The organism is Tolypothrix bouteillei VB521301 (genome assembly GCF_000760695.4).
In the GTDB taxonomy this organism is placed as follows: Bacteria; Cyanobacteriota; Cyanobacteriia; order Cyanobacteriales; family Nostocaceae; genus Scytonema; species Scytonema bouteillei_A.
Genome location: NZ_JHEG04000002.1, coordinates 60243 through 75887, shown reverse-complemented (window position 1 = coordinate 75887; position 15645 = coordinate 60243). Strand labels below are relative to the sequence as shown.

13 protein-coding genes are annotated in these 15645 nt (G+C 45.2%); 7 read left to right on the top strand and 6 right to left on the bottom strand.

The features are described 5' to 3' along the window. Positions 1-17 precede the first annotated feature (17 nt). From HC643_RS39185 to HC643_RS39165, 5 genes are read left to right on the top strand one after another with little or no spacing between them, the layout of a single operon-like run. Positions 18-431 carry an STAS domain-containing protein gene (locus HC643_RS39185; RefSeq protein ID WP_038080843.1) on the top strand — a complete coding sequence of 138 codons (414 nt, stop codon included), beginning with the start codon at positions 18-20 and terminating at the stop codon, positions 429-431. Next, positions 370-816, top strand: a complete 447-nt coding sequence (locus tag HC643_RS39180; RefSeq protein WP_237266102.1) for an anti-sigma regulatory factor — start codon at positions 370-372, stop codon at positions 814-816. Before HC643_RS39185 ends, HC643_RS39180 begins: the two co-directional genes overlap by 62 nt. A gap of 1 nt (position 817) precedes the next feature. Beyond that, positions 818-1822, top strand: coding sequence for an ATP-binding SpoIIE family protein phosphatase (locus HC643_RS39175; protein ID WP_038080846.1), 1005 nt, complete (start codon positions 818-820; stop codon positions 1820-1822). Continuing rightward, entirely contained in the window at positions 1819-3969 is a 2151-nt protein-coding gene (locus HC643_RS39170) for an ATP-binding protein (RefSeq protein WP_038080847.1), read from the top strand. Before HC643_RS39175 ends, HC643_RS39170 begins: the two co-directional genes overlap by 4 nt. Further along, positions 3962-5953 (top strand): hybrid sensor histidine kinase/response regulator, encoded by a 1992-nt coding sequence (locus HC643_RS39165; RefSeq protein ID WP_038080848.1) that lies wholly within the window; start codon positions 3962-3964, stop codon positions 5951-5953. Before HC643_RS39170 ends, HC643_RS39165 begins: the two co-directional genes overlap by 8 nt. A gap of 274 nt (positions 5954-6227) precedes the next feature. Here the strand turns inward: HC643_RS39165 and HC643_RS39160 are convergent, their stop codons facing one another. Both HC643_RS39160 and HC643_RS39155 read right to left on the bottom strand, forming a co-directional pair. Continuing rightward, the gene (locus tag HC643_RS39160; RefSeq protein ID WP_038080849.1) at positions 6228-6758 is read right to left on the bottom strand and encodes a hypothetical protein; all 531 of its coding nucleotides are present in this window, start codon (positions 6756-6758) and stop codon (positions 6228-6230) included. Further along, positions 6755-7258, bottom strand: coding sequence for a DUF4365 domain-containing protein (locus HC643_RS39155; RefSeq protein ID WP_038080851.1), 504 nt, complete (start codon positions 7256-7258; stop codon positions 6755-6757). Before HC643_RS39155 ends, HC643_RS39160 begins: the two co-directional genes overlap by 4 nt. Before the next feature lie 515 nt (positions 7259-7773). On the opposite strand from HC643_RS39155, the gene HC643_RS39150 reads away from it, so the two are divergent. Further along, positions 7774-8880 (top strand): SUMF1/EgtB/PvdO family nonheme iron enzyme, encoded by a 1107-nt coding sequence (locus HC643_RS39150; RefSeq protein ID WP_038080853.1) that lies wholly within the window; start codon positions 7774-7776, stop codon positions 8878-8880. Here HC643_RS39150 and HC643_RS39145 read toward each other — a convergent pair. From HC643_RS39145 to mfd, 3 genes are all read right to left on the bottom strand, one after another. Then, positions 8875-9105 carry an element excision factor XisI family protein gene (locus tag HC643_RS39145; protein WP_082051779.1) on the bottom strand — a complete coding sequence of 77 codons (231 nt, stop codon included), beginning with the start codon at positions 9103-9105 and terminating at the stop codon, positions 8875-8877. The two genes, HC643_RS39150 and HC643_RS39145, sit on opposite strands and share 6 nt — an antisense overlap. Further along, positions 9093-9269, bottom strand: a complete 177-nt coding sequence (locus HC643_RS39140; protein ID WP_237266101.1) for an element excision factor XisH family protein — start codon at positions 9267-9269, stop codon at positions 9093-9095. The genes HC643_RS39145 and HC643_RS39140 overlap by 13 nt, the downstream gene beginning before the upstream one ends. 74 nt (positions 9270-9343) lie before the next feature. After that, positions 9344-12892 (bottom strand): transcription-repair coupling factor, encoded by a 3549-nt coding sequence (gene mfd, locus HC643_RS39135; RefSeq protein WP_038080856.1) that lies wholly within the window; start codon positions 12890-12892, stop codon positions 9344-9346. A gap of 350 nt (positions 12893-13242) precedes the next feature. Here mfd and HC643_RS39130 point away from each other — a divergent pair, with 350 nt between their 5' ends. Further along, complete coding sequence (locus tag HC643_RS39130; protein ID WP_038080858.1) at positions 13243-14574, top strand: hemolysin family protein; 1332 nt, start codon at positions 13243-13245, stop codon at positions 14572-14574. A gap of 183 nt (positions 14575-14757) precedes the next feature. Here HC643_RS39130 and HC643_RS39125 read toward each other — a convergent pair whose 3' ends face one another. After that, complete coding sequence (locus HC643_RS39125) at positions 14758-15543, bottom strand: HAD family hydrolase (protein WP_038080889.1); 786 nt, start codon at positions 15541-15543, stop codon at positions 14758-14760. Positions 15544-15645: the final 102 nt, after the last annotated feature.

The following is a 15645-nucleotide window of genomic DNA, read 5'->3' as shown; positions in this document are numbered from 1 at the left end:
GTGGACAGGAGAAACTCATGGAACGCATTCCCATACTCAAAATGGGCAATTTCCTGCTTGTGACGATCCAAGTGGATATGCACGATCGCTTGGCGATGACCCTACAGGATGACTTGACCAACCTTATTGCTCAAACTCGCGCTCGCGGTGTCTTGATCGATATTTCGGCATTAGAGATTGTTGATTCCTTCATTGGGAAAATTTTAGGTACTATTGCTAGAATGTCACAAGTGCTGGATGCTCAAACAGTGGTTGTTGGGATGCAGCCTGCTGTGGCAATTACCCTGGTGGAATTGGGGCTATCGCTGACTGGCATTCGGACTGCCCTCAACGTAGAAAAGGGAATGGCAATGTTGCGATCGTCAGTCAATGAAACCACAAATCAGTTCACTGCCACCAAATGCAGTGCAGATGACGATGGAGAAGACTGAAACGATCGAAATTCAATCTTCTACAGATATAGTCTTAGTTCGGCAAGCCGTGCGCCAAATGAGCGTGGAAATTGGCTTTAGCTTAGTAGACCAAACTAAATTTGTGACTGCCGCAAGTGAGTTAGCCCGCAATACCCTAGAATATGGGGGAGGTGGCACAGTAAAGTTAGAAACGCTTCAGGAAGGAAGACGACGAGGACTGAGGCTGACCTTTGAAGATCGGGGACCGGGAATTGCCGATATCGATCTGGCGCTGAAGGATGGGTTCACCACGGGCAGCGGGTTAGGTATGGGACTCGGCGGTGCCAAACGACTTGCCAGCGAGTTTGAGATTCAGTCTGTGGTGGGAGAAGGAACGCGCGTAACAATTGTACGATGGAAATAAAATGCAAGAATCTGTCGCTATTTCGATTACTGAATCTAGCCAGATCGGCGAAGCCCGGCGGGTAGCGATCGCTTTAGCAACTCGGCTCGGCTTTCAGGAAACAGAAAAGGGCAGAGTAGGCATTGTGGTGACAGAAATTGCAAGGAATCTGATCCAGCACGGTCAGGGTGGGATATTGCTGCTAAAATCAATCGAACACAATTCAGCCATCGGTATTGAAGTCTTGTCGCTAGATAAAGGACGGGGAATGGTAGATATAGATGAGTGTTTGCAAGATGGCTTTTCCACAGCCGGAACTTTGGGCAATGGACTGGGCGCAATTCGTCGCCTCTCGGGTTTATTTGAAATTTACTCGATTCCCAACGAAGGGACGGTGCTCCTCGCCCACCTCTGGTCAGATTCGACACCCCATCCGCCTGAAAAGACCCTAGAAATTGGGGTTATCTGTTTGCCCAAAAGAGGAGAGGACGTTTCTGGGGATGCCTGGGCGTATCAAGTGGATGGTTGCCGCAGCCTGTTGCTAGTAGCCGATGGCTTAGGGCATGGCCCTGCGGCTGCCACTGCGGCTGCAAAAGCTGTAAGAATTTTTCAAGAACAGTATCGCTCTCCTGGCGAGATCGTCCAAGCTGCCCACGCCGCCTTGCGAAGTACGCGAGGAGCGGCACTCGCCATTGCCGAAATCGACTTTGAACAACAGTTTGTCCGCTTTGCCGGAATTGGCAACATCGCCGCCAGCATTTTCTCGTTAACTGACCGCTACCATCTGGTGTCTCACAACGGTATAGTAGGACATGAAATCCGCAAGATTCAAGAGTTTAGCTATCCTTGGTCTGCCAACGGGCTTTTAATTATGCATTCTGATGGATTAGATACTAAGTGGCACCTCAATCGCTATCCCGGCTTGAGTCAAAAACATCCCAGCCTGATTGCAGGCGTGCTATATCGAGACTTTAACCGAGAGCGGGACGATGTGACGGTGTTAGTGGCAAAAGGAATGGGCAGATGACAATCGTTTTCACGCTGGAAATCCAATACGAACAGGATGTTGTCCAAGCTCGACAACGAACTCGCGAGATCGCCGAGCAACTGGGTTTTGATACTCAAGATCGAGCACGATTGGCAACGGCAGTTTCAGAAATTGCCCGAAACGCCTTTCAGTATGCTGGGGGTGGAACAGTTGAATTTTCTGTGGCAGGAGAGCCTCAGGCGTTTATAATTCGGATTCAGGATCGAGGTGAGGGCATTGCTCATCTAGCAGATGTTTTGGCAGGACGCTTTACCTCTGTTACAGGATTGGGGTTAGGTATTGCGGGCAGTCGCAAGCTGATGGATTTCTTTGAGATCGAATCGCTGCCGGGAGAGGGAACAACAGTGGTTATGAGTAAAAAGTTGTCGAAGAGCACACCTACTCTCACCGATTCGCAATTGCAGCAGATTCGAGAAACCGTAATTAAGCGATCGCCTCAGAATCCCTATGAAGAAATCCAGCGCCAAAACCAGGAATTACTGCGGGCAATGGCAGAGCTACGCAAGCGCGAAGAAGAACTAACCCAACTCAACCGGGAACTGGAAGATACCAATCGCGGTGTGGTTGCTCTCTACGCAGAACTGGATGAGAAGGCAGACTCTTTGCAAAAGGCAAACGATCTAAAAACCCGCTTTCTCTCGAACATGAGCCATGAGTTTCGCACACCGCTCAACTCTATTGTGTCCCTATCTCGGATGCTGCTGGTACGGATGGATGGCGATTTGACCGCCGAGCAAGAAAAGCAGGTGATATTCATCCAAAAGGCGGCGAACGGATTATCAGAACTGGTCAACGACTTGCTGGATTTAGCAAAGGTGGAAGCTGGAAAAATTGAAGTGCGTCCCAGTCGTTTTGAAGTCAGCGACTTGTTTGCCACGCTGCGAGGAATGCTGCGTCCATTATTAATTCAAGGCTCCTCTGTGGCGCTGATTATCGAGGAACCTGAGGGCATTGGGCAGATATACAGTGATGAGGGCAAAGTCGCGCAAATTCTGAGAAACTTTGTCTCGAATGCGCTTAAATTTACCGAGAAGGGAGAAGTGCGTGTAAGCGCTATGCAAAGGGATCGTACCGTAACCTTCTCCGTGTCCGATACAGGCATCGGCATTGCGCCCGCCGATCGAGAGCGCATTTTTGAAGATTTTGTCCAAATTGAGTCTTCTCTGCAAAAGCAGGTGAAGGGAACCGGGTTAGGATTGCCGTTATCGCGCAAGCTAACGGAGCTACTCGGCGGCAGTATTTCAGTTGAAAGTAAGCTGGGCGAAGGTTCCACATTTACAGCATCGATTCCGATGGTCTACCCACATGCAACTGAATTTCCCACCCTACTGCAACCGATCGCATCACTTGAGCTAAATCGCCTGCCCATTCTGGCGGTAGAAGATCATCCAGAAACGCTATTTATTTATGAAAAGCACCTTCAGGAGTCAATCTATCAATTAATTGCCACCCGCACTTTAGCTCAAGCCAGGCTTGCCTTACAACAAGTTCGACCGGCGGCAATTATGCTAGATATTATGCTCGAAAGGCAAAATGGCTGGACGTTCTTAGGAGAACTTAAAGGAGATGAAACAACTCGCAGCATTCCTATAATCGTCATCACCATCATTGATAATGAAAAGCAAGCACTGGCTCTAGGAGCCGACGGTTTTCTAATTAAGCCAGTAGACAGATTGCCTCTATTAAAAAAACTTAATAGGCTAATTAATCAGAACAAGCCTCAAAAACTCTTGTTAATTGATGATGACCCCGCCTACCGGTACTTAGTAAAACAGTTGTTGGTAAATACACAGTTAAGTATTTTAGAAGCCATGAACGGACGGGAAGGATTAAATTTGGCACAACGCGAGCAACCAAGCGCGATCGTACTTGACTTGGAGATGCCAGAGTTAAGGGGGTTTGATGTCCTCAAGCAGCTTAAAAGTAATTCCGTCACTCAGTCGATTCCTGTAATTATCCACTCATCTGCACAACTCGATACAGAAGTGCAGAGTCAATTAGCAAAACAAAGCATCGCCATTCTTTCCAAAGAAACAGGTTCTCAAACAGCAGCGATTGCCCAACTTCAAGATACGCTGCTTAAAGCCGGATTTGTTTTAGATGCTTGCGAGCAAAATTATGTCTGAGCCACGGATTCTCATCCTCCATGTTGACGATAACGAAGCCAATCGTTATGTTGTGAACCGGATTTTGCAAAATGCGGGCTTTACCGTTGTGGAAGCAGCAACTGGAGCAGCAGGATTAAAGGCAGTTGTTGAACATCAACCTGCTCTAGTAATTTTGGATGTCAAATTACCGGATTTAGGAGGCTTTGAAGTCTGTCGCCAAATAAAGGCAAATAGTGAAACGGCTTTTATTCCCGTGCTCCACCTTTCTGCAACTTTTGTCCAAAGCCAGGATAAAGCAGAAGGCCTAGACAGTGGTGCCGATGCTTATCTGGTGCAACCCGTTGAACCCATTGAACTGCTGGCTACGGTGCGCTCGCTGCTGCGAATTCGCCGAGCGGAGGAAGCGGCTTTGTCTTCAGCGAGAGAGTGGCAAATCACCTTTGACTCGATCGAGGACGGCGTATGTCTGGTAGACACAGAAGGTATAATTCGCCGCTGCAACCGAGCGATGATGGAGCTTTTTGGCAAGCTCTCCCACGAAATCGTAGGTTGTGTTCACCATGAGTTAATGAGTACACAATTAGGAATTGATGATGGCATTTGCTTTCGCCGTGCTAAAGAAACTCGCCAACGGCAAGTTCTAGAATTTCAATCCACAAGTCGGTGGTTTTCCAAAACCATCGACCTGGTATTTGACGATCGGGGGACTCTCACAGGTGCCGTTGTCATCCTATCAGATATCACCAAGCGCAAACAAGTAGAAGTCTTGCTGCAAGAGCAGAACGATCGCCTCAATCGGCTAATGGTCTCTTTGCAGCAACAAACTGAACAAGCACAACAAGCCAACCGAATCAAAGATGAGTTTCTGGCAGTGCTGTCTCATGAATTGCGATCGCCTCTGAATCCTATTTTGGGATGGGCAAAAATTTTGCAAACGAGCCAACAGGACGTAGCCAAAACTCAGTATGCACTCGCAACTATCGAGCGCAACGCTAAATTACAAGCGCAACTCATCGAAGATCTGCTTGATGTGTCGCGCATTCTCCAAGGCAAGTTAAGTCTGAATAAAGTTCCAGTCGGTCTCACTTTTATCATCAAAGCTGCCCTAGAAACCGTGCGGCTCGCGGCTGAAGCTAAATCCATTCAGATTAAAACAATATTTGAACCGAATGTTGGGCAAGTGTTGGGTGATTCTAGTCGCCTGCAACAAATTATTTGGAACCTGCTTTCTAACGCGATTAAATTTACCCCCCAGGGTGGTCAAGTAGAGGTACGGTTGGTAAGGATAAAAAATGAAGATGAGCAGATGAGTGAAGTAGCTACTCATGCTACAGAATATACTCAAATCACTGTCAGCGACACTGGTATGGGTATCTCTAGTGACTTTCTTCCATATGTCTTTGACTACTTCCGCCAAGCTGATGGGACAACGACACGAAGATTTGGAGGATTGGGGTTAGGGTTAGCGATCGTGCGTCATTTGGTTGAACTGCATGGAGGAACCATTCAGGCAGCAAGCCCAGGAGTTGGGCAAGGAGCAACGTTTACAGTCAAGTTTCCCATGATAGTTGCGGCAAAACTGAATCAAGATGAGACTGCGTTTCACAATCGCTCAGACTTCAATCTGAATGGATTGCAAGTGCTGCTTGTCGATGATGATAGAGATTCGCGGGAGTTCATTGCCTTTCTGCTAGAACAGTACCGGGCGCAAGTGACTCAAGCCCAATCGGCACATGATGCTCTGAGCAGTTTGGGGCAAGCAAAATTTGATTTGTTAATCAGTGATATTGGTATGCCCGATATGGATGGCTATACACTAGTTCGTCAGATTAGAAAGCAGTCGCCCGAGCAGAGTGGAGAAATTCCGGCGATCGCCCTCACTGCTTATGCAGGAGAAATCGATCGACAGCTTGCACTAGCAGCCGGATTTCAACAGCATATTTCCAAACCAATTGAGCTAGAGGTACTAATACAGACTATTTTAACTTTAGTAAGGGTATAGCAGTAACAACACGCGACTCAATTAGATAATAACCCAAGCTGTTAGTTATGCGATAGCTTCGCTACTGCCTTCGTCAGATCGCGTAAGCGCTGCTAGATGTGTGAGTTCAAACACACTATATATTTAAGTGATAAGCTTGGGTTTTTGGGTTTGGAGTGCGATGGTGCGGTTCCCCATCTCAAAGGAGCGAGTCTGTGCGCGATATCGCTGTCCCCGTCGATCCAGATGTTCCGCGTCCCCACCGTGCTGATATAAGCGGTGAGGTGAAGGAATTTTACTGAGAGCTATTATCCAGTTGAAGATTGCGGGAATTTTTGAGAAGAAATATATCGTTTTCTTTGATTAAATCGCCCGTACAAAGGACTGGTAACCGCTCTTGATATGCCTTGATAGCTATTATATAATCGCGGTCAGCTAATTCTGTTTTGATTGGACGCAGTCTATCGACAACCACGCCAAATAATGTAATTTCTCCAATCATTTTGTCAGCAAATGGTGTTTCAATGTGCGTGACCAATCCTTGAATGGTGATGTTGGGTGCATTGGTAATGAGTGAGCTAAAAATCTCAATTTGAGAGCGATTTTCTGCTAATGCAAGGGTTTCTAAGACTTCCGCCATCCGTCTCTTAAAGTCAACAATTTCTGGTTTGAGGGGAAGTAGAATTTCAAAATCGTTTAGAGTCCAAAGGTCGGCTTTATCACCCCTAGGTTGCTGTTGATACCAACCATGCGATCGCAGATAAATCTCCACTTGTTGGGGGTCGATATATTTGAATTTTTCAACATCCGAGTTGATAGCTATCATAGTTTCTCTCCATCGGCAATGCGTTTCATTATCATACGAAGTGCATTCGTGCTAAATATATTTTGACGCTTAATATCAACGGTGGTGGTTGAGAGGTTATCAACTGGTGGTTGTCCGCGCAGCGATAGCCAGTAACCGCACCGTTTCAAGCATAGGGATTCTTCCGACTGAGATAGCCAGTCGTTAACATCGTCTGGAATAAGAACCAGGATTAAGAGTTGCGGTACGAAGGGGTCAACTTCGCGGAGTTCATCGTAGTTTTTGATGCTGAGTGGGTATTTGATAGATGTTTCCTTAGCCACATCAAGGGATGTGGATTTAATTTGTATGTCAAACCTCGGCAGTCGTTTGGAGTTGAGTTTTCCCGGTACGGTAATCGTGGCATCAATGCCGCTCAAATCCAATCTACGTGTGGCTGCTTGTAGGGAATAGCCAGCAGATGCTGTAACGGCATATACATAAGCATAACTGAAATCTTCTTTTTGAGTGTTGAGGCTCATTATCTGTGCTCGGGGGAATATTAAAGACAATATTCCAAAGTATAATTTGACATTAACAACCACTAAGTTAAGCAGATATTGATGTCTGTAGAAGAAAAATAATTGCAAAATTGTCAGTAGCTCACGGCGGGACTGTACCAAAAGACAATTTTTGTATGTTAAGGAAAAACTTGAAATCTTGAAACTTTTTTTATTGACTCTTCGAGAGTGCCCGCACGTGCAGATCTCGTGCGAAGTGTACGCAAAAATGCTATGCCGCATCCACTTTGAGGGGAAACCGCATCATTCCGTGATGCTATTGAAAGTAAATACTAATTATTCGCATCAAAATCGCATTGCTCTACGGCATTTTAGGGCTTGACCGCCAATGCGGCATAAGCTGATAGTTGACTGCTGAGAGCTTACAAAGACTCAAATCTTTAAACCGCCTTGGCTGTTGCCTATAATCGATAGAAAAATTAACTAATTATGCTATTTTTAATACATTATAAGTTAAACCTACGTATTAAACGCTCGTGAATAATCCACAACAACCGCGAGAATACGATGCTGTGTTTGGTGGTAATAGTTCATTACCTGAGAATGCAGCCGTGTTAGGTGGTATTGAAGGGATAAAATTGCAGCTAAGCAATTCAGATGCCAAGGTGCAAATTGCTGCACTTGAGCAAGCTACGAACTATGGAGAGCCTGGTTTAGATTTAGTTATTGCAGCTTTAAAAGATAAATCCTGGGCTGTACAAAATGCCGCTTATTTCATATTAAATTCTAGAACAGAACCTAGAATTAAGCAAGTATTACAAGAGCCTCATAGATTGGGGTTTAAACTAGAACCTATTGAAATAGTTACCCTCAACGAATTTGGGGAAAATATACAGCGTCAGCAACGCACAGCCAGATATTTTCTAGAAGATTTAGGCAATGGTGTGACTTTAGAAATGGCTGCAATTCCTGGAGGAAGTTTTCTGATGGGGTCCCCGGAGCAGGAAGTGCTGTATTTGAATGAAAGTCCCCCGCATCAAGTTTCTGTGACTAGTTTCTGTATGGGAAAATATCAATTGACACAGGCACAATATCAAGCGGTTATGGAAAGTAATCCTTCTAATTTTAAAGGCGATAATCGCCCCGTTGAAAATGTCAGTTGGGATAATGCTGTAACTTTCTGTCAAAAATTAAGTCAAAGAACAGGAAAAAACTATAGATTGCCAACAGAAGCTGAATGGGAGTATGCTTGTCGAGCGGGGACAAATACACCTTTTTATTTTGGTGAAACTATTACTCCAGATTTAGTCAATTACCACAGTGGTTATCCCTACAGTGCTGCACCGAAGGGAAAATTTCGAGCCCAAACCACAGATGTAGGTTCTTTTCCCCCTAACGCTTTTGGTTTGTACGATATGCACGGGAATGTGTGGGAATGGTGTGAAGATGACTGGCATGAGAATTATACAGACGCACCAATAAATGGTAGTGCTTGGTTCAGTCAAAGCGGTAATCATACTAAAATAATTCGTGGCGGTTGCTGGTGCAGCTTTGCTTTAAACTGTCGGTCTGCGGATCGGGGTGCGTGTCAGCGCGGTTGCCCTAGCCTCTACTACGGTTTTCGGGTCGTTCTTCCTTTATAAATTTGTAGGGGGATCTGTCTGACTGTATTGGATCGGCGTAAGCGTATCGATATGAATCAAACTCCCATACACCTGAACTTCATCCCGCCAACCAATAAACATAACTAGATAATGCCCGTTCGAGCGCTTGGTAATGAACTCAATTTCCGTACCTTCACCCATCGTAATAGTTGCATATTGTTTAAGTCTTTTTTCAACTAAGTCGCAATAATTTAGTTTCTCCATAAAATAATCTCCTTAGTACTAGGGTGAAAAACAATCAGTTTCAAATCGTACTCCTCAACCATTTCCCGAATAAAGTCAAATCTCAAGAAAAAGCTGTTGTAAATATCGACTGGAATTACTACATAAACTGTCCACTCAAGTAGCTGCTTTTTCAAAGCTTTCACTTGAGTTTATGGGATATTGGAGACTTGGCTTAGTCTTCAAGAATCCCACACTTTCTAGGTGTGGGAGTGTCAATTTAAACAACAGCCACCTCTGGAACTGCTCCTTGCATTTTATTCAAAGCATCTATCAACATTTGCAATTGTTGATCTGCTTTAACAACTGCCAATCCGCGCACTGTGACTTTTCCAGGAGAAAATACAAACCTTGTCCTCAAGTGTTCCGGCAAATTCTCAGCTAATAAATTCCAACCCGGTTCTTCCATTTGTGTTTCTAAAACAATATGCTGTTTGTTCTCCGGTTTAATGCGGCTAAACCCTAAATTTTTGGCCAACTGTTTCAATTCGACTACTCGCAATAGCTGAGTTGCTGGAGAGGGAACTGCCCCAAATCGATCGCTCCATTCAGCAGCAATTTGCATCAACTCTTCTTTATTTTTTGCCGATGCAACAGCGCGGTAGGCGCTCATCTTTTGGTCTAAATCTGTTATGTAATCCGCAGGGATAAACGCAGTGAGATTAAGGTCAATTTGGGTATCGTCAACTTTAGGAATTTCTTGACCTCTAATTTCACGGATTGCTTCTTCTAGCATTTCCATATACAAATCAAAACCAATTGCTTCCATTTGTCCCGATTGTTCTGCACCTAGCAAGTTACCTACACCGCGAATTTCCATATCGCGCATTGCTAGTTGATAACCAGAACCCAATTGAGCAAATTCCTGTATAGCCCGCAATCTCTGGCGGGCTGCATCCGATAACGTCCTCTGTCTTGGATAAAACAACCATGCATGAGCTTGAATACCCGCACGACCAACACGACCCCGTAATTGGTAAAGCTGTGATAAGCCAAAGCGATGAGCATCTTCAATCAAGATAGTATTCACTCGCGGGATATCCAAACCCGATTCAATAATGGTCGTACAAACCAGAATATCCGCTTCAGCATTGCTAAAAGAAAGCATGGTTGATTCCAACTCACTTTCGTCCATTTGACCGTGGGCAATGGCAATTCTAGCGCCCGGTATCATCTCGCGCAAACTTCCTGCTGTTTCCTCAATTCCCTCAACTCGTGGAACCACATAAAACACCTGTCCGCCTCTATCGAGTTCTTGGCGAATTGCACTGCGAACACTTTCTGGGTTCATGGGAGAAAGGTGAGTTTTAATCGGTCGCCGGGATGGAGGAGGCGTTGTAATCAAGCTCATTTCCCGAATTCCCGATAGGGACATATACAGCGTGCGGGGAATGGGTGTTGCAGAGAGGGTTAACACGTCAACCTGTGTTTTGAGTGATTTGATTTTCTCCTTTTGGTTCACCCCAAAGCGCTGTTCTTCATCTACTACTAACAGTCCCAAATCGCGGAAAGCAACCCCTTTTCCTAAAAGTTGGTGCGTTCCAACAACCACGTCTAATTCACCTGTTGACAATCGTTTCAAAATATCGCGACGTTCTTCAGCCGTGCGGAAACGGTTCAGTAAACCCACGTTAATAGGATAAGGTGCAAAGCGTTCTTTTAAGGTATGGTAGTGCTGTTGAGTGAGGATGGTAGTGGGTGCAAGCAGTGCCACTTGTTTTCCTGCAGCGGTCACGGCTTTAAAAATTGCCCGAATTGCCACTTCTGTTTTTCCAAAACCAACATCCCCACAGACCAATCGATCCATTGGTCGTTCGCTTTCCATATCCCGTTTGACATCTTGTGTCGCTTTAAGCTGGTCGGTAGTGGGTTGGTAGGGAAAAGAGTCTTCCATTTCCTCCTGCCAAGGTGTATCTAAGGGATAGGCATATCCTGTCTGCTGCGATCGCGCTGCATACAATTTCAGCAAGTCCACTGCCAATTTTTTGATAGCTTTGCGGACTTTGTTCTTCGTATTTTCCCAAGCCTTACCAGTCATTTTATTCAGTTCTGGTGGCTTATCGTTTGTTGTACGCAACCGTGATAAAACACCCACTTGGTCGGCTGCGACTCTTAATAAACCGTCAGCATACTGCACTACCAAATACTCGCGTGTTTCCTCATTCAGTGTCAGACTCTCTAATTTGAGGAATTTACCAACACCGTGGTTTTTATGAACAACAAAATCTCCCGGACGCAGTTTGTTGGGATCGACTTGTTTTGAAGCAGCTTTTCGCCGCTTGCGAACATAACTGGGAGTCGCTAGAGTGTGTTGACCGTAAAATTCGCGGTCGGTAATAACAACTATGCGAAAAGTCGGAAGAATAAAACCTTCTAGTTCAGCCAATCCTGAATACTTAAGCGCCACTGGTGTGTGATTGATCTGCAACTTTTCAATGGCTTGGTAGTCGCGGGGATTGGGAATAAACTGTGCGGGACAGTCATGTTCTTGTAATAGGGAGACCGAACGCGACGGCTGGGCGGAAAGCAGCCAAATGGAGAACTTGCGTTCGCGTTCTTGTCGCAGTGTCTCCGCAATTTTGGCAAATTGGTGTGGCGTCACTGGTACTCTGCGACTGGCAAGATTGATAATTCCAGACCCTTCTTCTACCAATTCCGATAAGGATAATTTATGAAATCTTGCTAGGTCAGCCAGACATTCATCAAACCAACGATGGATTTTGGGTATGGGGGGACTCGAGGCTGAGGATTGCTCGTGACCTTCCCATTGTTCTTCAGCATTTTCTACCCAGCGATCGCTATGAGCGTGACACTGTTCTGGTTCATCAATAGTGATTAAAGTATTTGCAGGCAAATAATCGAGTAGGGAAGCGGGTTTGTCAAAAGCTAAGCCCAAAAAACGACGGCTACCTTCCAAAATTTCTGAATCCTGAGTGGTAAATTCTGAATTCTCTTCTAACTGAGCACTCAGCCTTTGAAATTCAGTACTATCTTTGAGTGCTTCCATCACAATTGGAGCAAAGCTTGTGGGGGTAAGCACGATCTGGTCTATTTTGTCAAGAGTTGTTGAGCGTTGAGTGGCTGGGTCAAATTCTCGGAGTTGCTCAATTTCATCCCCGAACCATTCGAGTCGTACTGGTAATTCAGAAGATACGGGAAAAACGTCAACAATATCCCCCCGTCGGCTCCACTGACCCTCTGTTTCCACCATTGGTACTCGTTCATACCCCAGCTTGGTAATTTCTTCACTGAAATCATCCAAGTCAAATTCCATACCCCGCTTGAGAGTGATACAGAAAGGAATAAAAGCTTCTGCTGGTGGCAAATGCGGTTGTAGCGCTGCGACAGTGGCGACAATTGCCATGTTGGGGGTCGGGGATTGGATATTGGATATTGGAGACGAAGAATTCCCGATCCCCGATGGGGAATTGCTACTGACTAAATCCGCCAATACCTGCATCTGTCCCCAAGTCATTTCCGTTTCCGGATCGAAGGGTTCGTATGGGGACGCTTCAGATGTGGGGTAAAAGTGTACTGTTTGCCACCCCATTGCTTCAAGTTGTGTTGTCCAACGTCCGGCTTCCTCCAGAGTCGCACAAACCACGAACAAATTCCGTCCCTCAGTTTGAGCTAATGCCGATGCTACCAAGCCCTTAGGCAAGCGAGGAATGCCACTTAACAACAATTCTTGTTGCCGATTGAGCTTGGATAAAAGTTCAGTGGTGAGCGAAGATCGCCCCAAAGCACGCACAATGGAAGAAAATGCCATAAGTTTAAATATATGATTTTTCAAGGTAGGTTAGTACAATACACCTACCTCCACTATTTTAAAAGTCCCAACAATGGAAGAGATTAATGTAGTACGCCTTGCGACATGACAATTGCGATCGCAATCTTGCTTATATTTATGTAGAAGCAATAAAAAACTAGTACAATAACCACTGACCAATCGCGAATATACGGTTCGGCGTGACTTATTTTAACTGACTTATGACTTACCTATAGTTCTCAATGAATTGCTTTTTCTGGATTTAGAGTATTTCATGATATCTCCTTGGATACTAGATACTAAGAGGTTAAGGTTAAGCAGAGGTAGCCGATGGTATCGGCATTATTCAAATGTCTCCAACAATCGAAATTCTATTAATTCTTCTTCTAATTCTCGCCAATGGTTTGTTTGTCATGTCTGAACTGGCGATCGTCTCGTCTCGAAAAGCACGCTTGCAACAACTGGCTAACCAAGGTGATGCTAAAGCGCGGATTGCTTTAGAACTGGCGTCTTCTCCCAATCAATTCCTGGGAACAGTTCAGATTGGAATTACACTCCTCACGATTCTGTCTGGTGCTTTTGGCGAAGAAACCATCGCTAAAAGACTTTTGCCTATTTTAAGTCTTATACCTTTTCCAGACAATTACAAGGGACAGCTAGCTCAAGGCATAGCCATTCTAATTATTACCTATTTAACACTGATTCTTGGAGAACTAGTCCCAAAACGGCTAGCTTTAAACAATCCGGAATCCATAGCCTCGGCTGTATCTATCCCCATGCGGATGTTAGCTACATCTGGCGCACCCATTGTCTCTTTACTCAGTCTTTCTACTGAAACAGTACTGCGAATCTTGGGTATTAGACCATCCACAGAACCGCAAGTGACAGAAGAAGAAATTAGAGTTCTCATCGAGCAAGGAACCGAGGAAGGAACCTTTGAGGAAGCAGAGCAAGATATGGTCGAACGGGTATTTCGTTTGGGCGATCGCCCTGCGAGTTCCTTCATGACCCCCCGTCCGGACATTATTTGGTTGGACTTGGAAGATACCGCCCAAGAAAACCGTAAAAAAATTATTGACAGTGGTTATTCGCGGTATCCAGTTTGTCAGGGAGGGCTTGACAATGTACTGGGTATTATACGAGTCACTGACTTGTTAGCCCGGAGTTTTTGCGGCGAACAGTTAGATTTAACAGTAGGTTTGCTACAGCCAACGTATGTGCCAGAAAGCACTCGCGGTTTAAAAGTTTTGGAATTATTCAAGCAAACAGTGACTCACATGGCACTTGTAGTTGATGAATATGGTGTAATTCAAGGACTTGTAACTCTTAACGACGTTATGATAGAAATTGTTGGCGATGTTCCTTCCATTGACGATCAAGAAGACCCGCAAATTGTACGAAGAGAGGATGGCTCTTGGCTGTTGGATGGGATGTTATCGGTAGAAGAATTTTTCGATCTTTTTGAAATCGAGCATTTACCCCCTGAAGATCGGGGTAGTTATCAAACCTTAGGCGGTTTTGTGATGTCCCATTTAGGTCGCATTCCCACAGCAGCCGATCATTTTGAATGGCAAGGTATGCGGCTTGAGGTTGTAGACATGGATGGAAATCGCGTTGACAAGGTGCTAGTAATGCCACCAGTAGATGAATCAAATGAGGAGAATAATAACAGGACTAACTAGTAGTCTGTCCCATTAATTTTGCTAGGTAAAACGCTTTTTCCTCTCTCGTTCCGGTGGTTCTACCACAGAATGTAGTCGGCGAGGCTCCGCCTCGCATTCGGGAGGCGGAGCCTCCGGTAAGGCATTCCCAGGCGAAGCCACCGGATCGAGGTGAGAGCCGATCAAAATTAATGGGACAGACTACTAGTTTCCAGTCGCTATTTTCAACCCAGACACTAATTCACAAAAACCTTCACCCTCAGTAGCAGAGGTTATGTAAGTGGGTTGATGCTTGAGTTCATTTGTATACTCAAGCACATTTGCCACACCGACAGAGATAGGAAAATAACGCTCGTCAAATAAACTTTCATCGTTCGGGCTGTCACCAACGGTAACAACTTGTTCCGGGCTGTACTTGGGAAAGTACTCTCGCAGTACTTTTAACAATCCGGGTGCTTTATCTTGCTGCTTTGGCTTGATATGGCACTGCACGTTGCTGTAGGTAAATCCCCAACCCATCCCCTGGCAAAGTTGGCTTAAAGTTTGCAGTTCATTTGTACTTAAGCCTTTGACATCAAAAGTCCAGTCAGTTATCCGAAAGCGATTATCCGTAGATTCTTTTAGGAGGGGGAGTTGAGTTTTTAACTGCCCAAAAGCATCAGCCAGTTGTTGACGGTGGGTGATGAGGTCGTCTGTGGGTACTAAAGCCAACGGTCGATCGCTCCCGTTTGGGTAAAACAAACCACCATTTTCTGCGATCGCACCAACAATTGGCAAGTAGTAAGCCAATCCACTCACCCAGCCCGCACTTCTGCCAGTAACAATAACAACTTGAATGCCCGCAACTGCTAAATCCTGCAACCCTTGCAACAAAGCACTGGTAAATTTTCCTCCCTTTGTTAGGGTACCATCCATATCAGTAGCCACCAGGCGAATGTTGGTAAAAGCTTTATTGGATAAAGCATCGGTTAGGGGGAGGAGTCTTGGCATATGCGGTAGAAAAAAAGCTACAAAAAACATTAACAACACCGCAATTTAGGATAGACGATTTGGGCATCCTATGCATAAGGAATCTATTTCTGTGTTTGTGAA

What these genes read in the sequence shown, in the direction of transcription:
- HC643_RS39160 (WP_038080849.1), bottom strand. Translation starts at nt 6,758, where the DNA reads ATGATAGCTATCAACTCGGATGTTGAAAAATTCAAATATATCGACCCC.
- HC643_RS39165 (WP_038080848.1), top strand. Translation starts at nt 3,962, where the DNA reads ATGTCTGAGCCACGGATTCTCATCCTCCATGTTGACGATAACGAAGCC.
- HC643_RS39175 (WP_038080846.1), top strand. Translation starts at nt 818, where the DNA reads ATGCAAGAATCTGTCGCTATTTCGATTACTGAATCTAGCCAGATCGGC.
- HC643_RS39130 (WP_038080858.1), top strand. Translation starts at nt 13,243, where the DNA reads ATGTCTCCAACAATCGAAATTCTATTAATTCTTCTTCTAATTCTCGCC.
- HC643_RS39185 (WP_038080843.1), top strand. Translation starts at nt 18, where the DNA reads ATGGAACGCATTCCCATACTCAAAATGGGCAATTTCCTGCTTGTGACG.
- HC643_RS39180 (WP_237266102.1), top strand. Translation starts at nt 370, where the DNA reads ATGAAACCACAAATCAGTTCACTGCCACCAAATGCAGTGCAGATGACG.
- HC643_RS39170 (WP_038080847.1), top strand. Translation starts at nt 1,819, where the DNA reads ATGACAATCGTTTTCACGCTGGAAATCCAATACGAACAGGATGTTGTC.
- HC643_RS39125 (WP_038080889.1), bottom strand. Translation starts at nt 15,543, where the DNA reads ATGCCAAGACTCCTCCCCCTAACCGATGCTTTATCCAATAAAGCTTTT.
- HC643_RS39145 (WP_082051779.1), bottom strand. Translation starts at nt 9,105, where the DNA reads ATGGAGAAACTAAATTATTGCGACTTAGTTGAAAAAAGACTTAAACAA.
- mfd (WP_038080856.1), bottom strand. Translation starts at nt 12,892, where the DNA reads ATGGCATTTTCTTCCATTGTGCGTGCTTTGGGGCGATCTTCGCTCACC.
- HC643_RS39155 (WP_038080851.1), bottom strand. Translation starts at nt 7,258, where the DNA reads ATGAGCCTCAACACTCAAAAAGAAGATTTCAGTTATGCTTATGTATAT.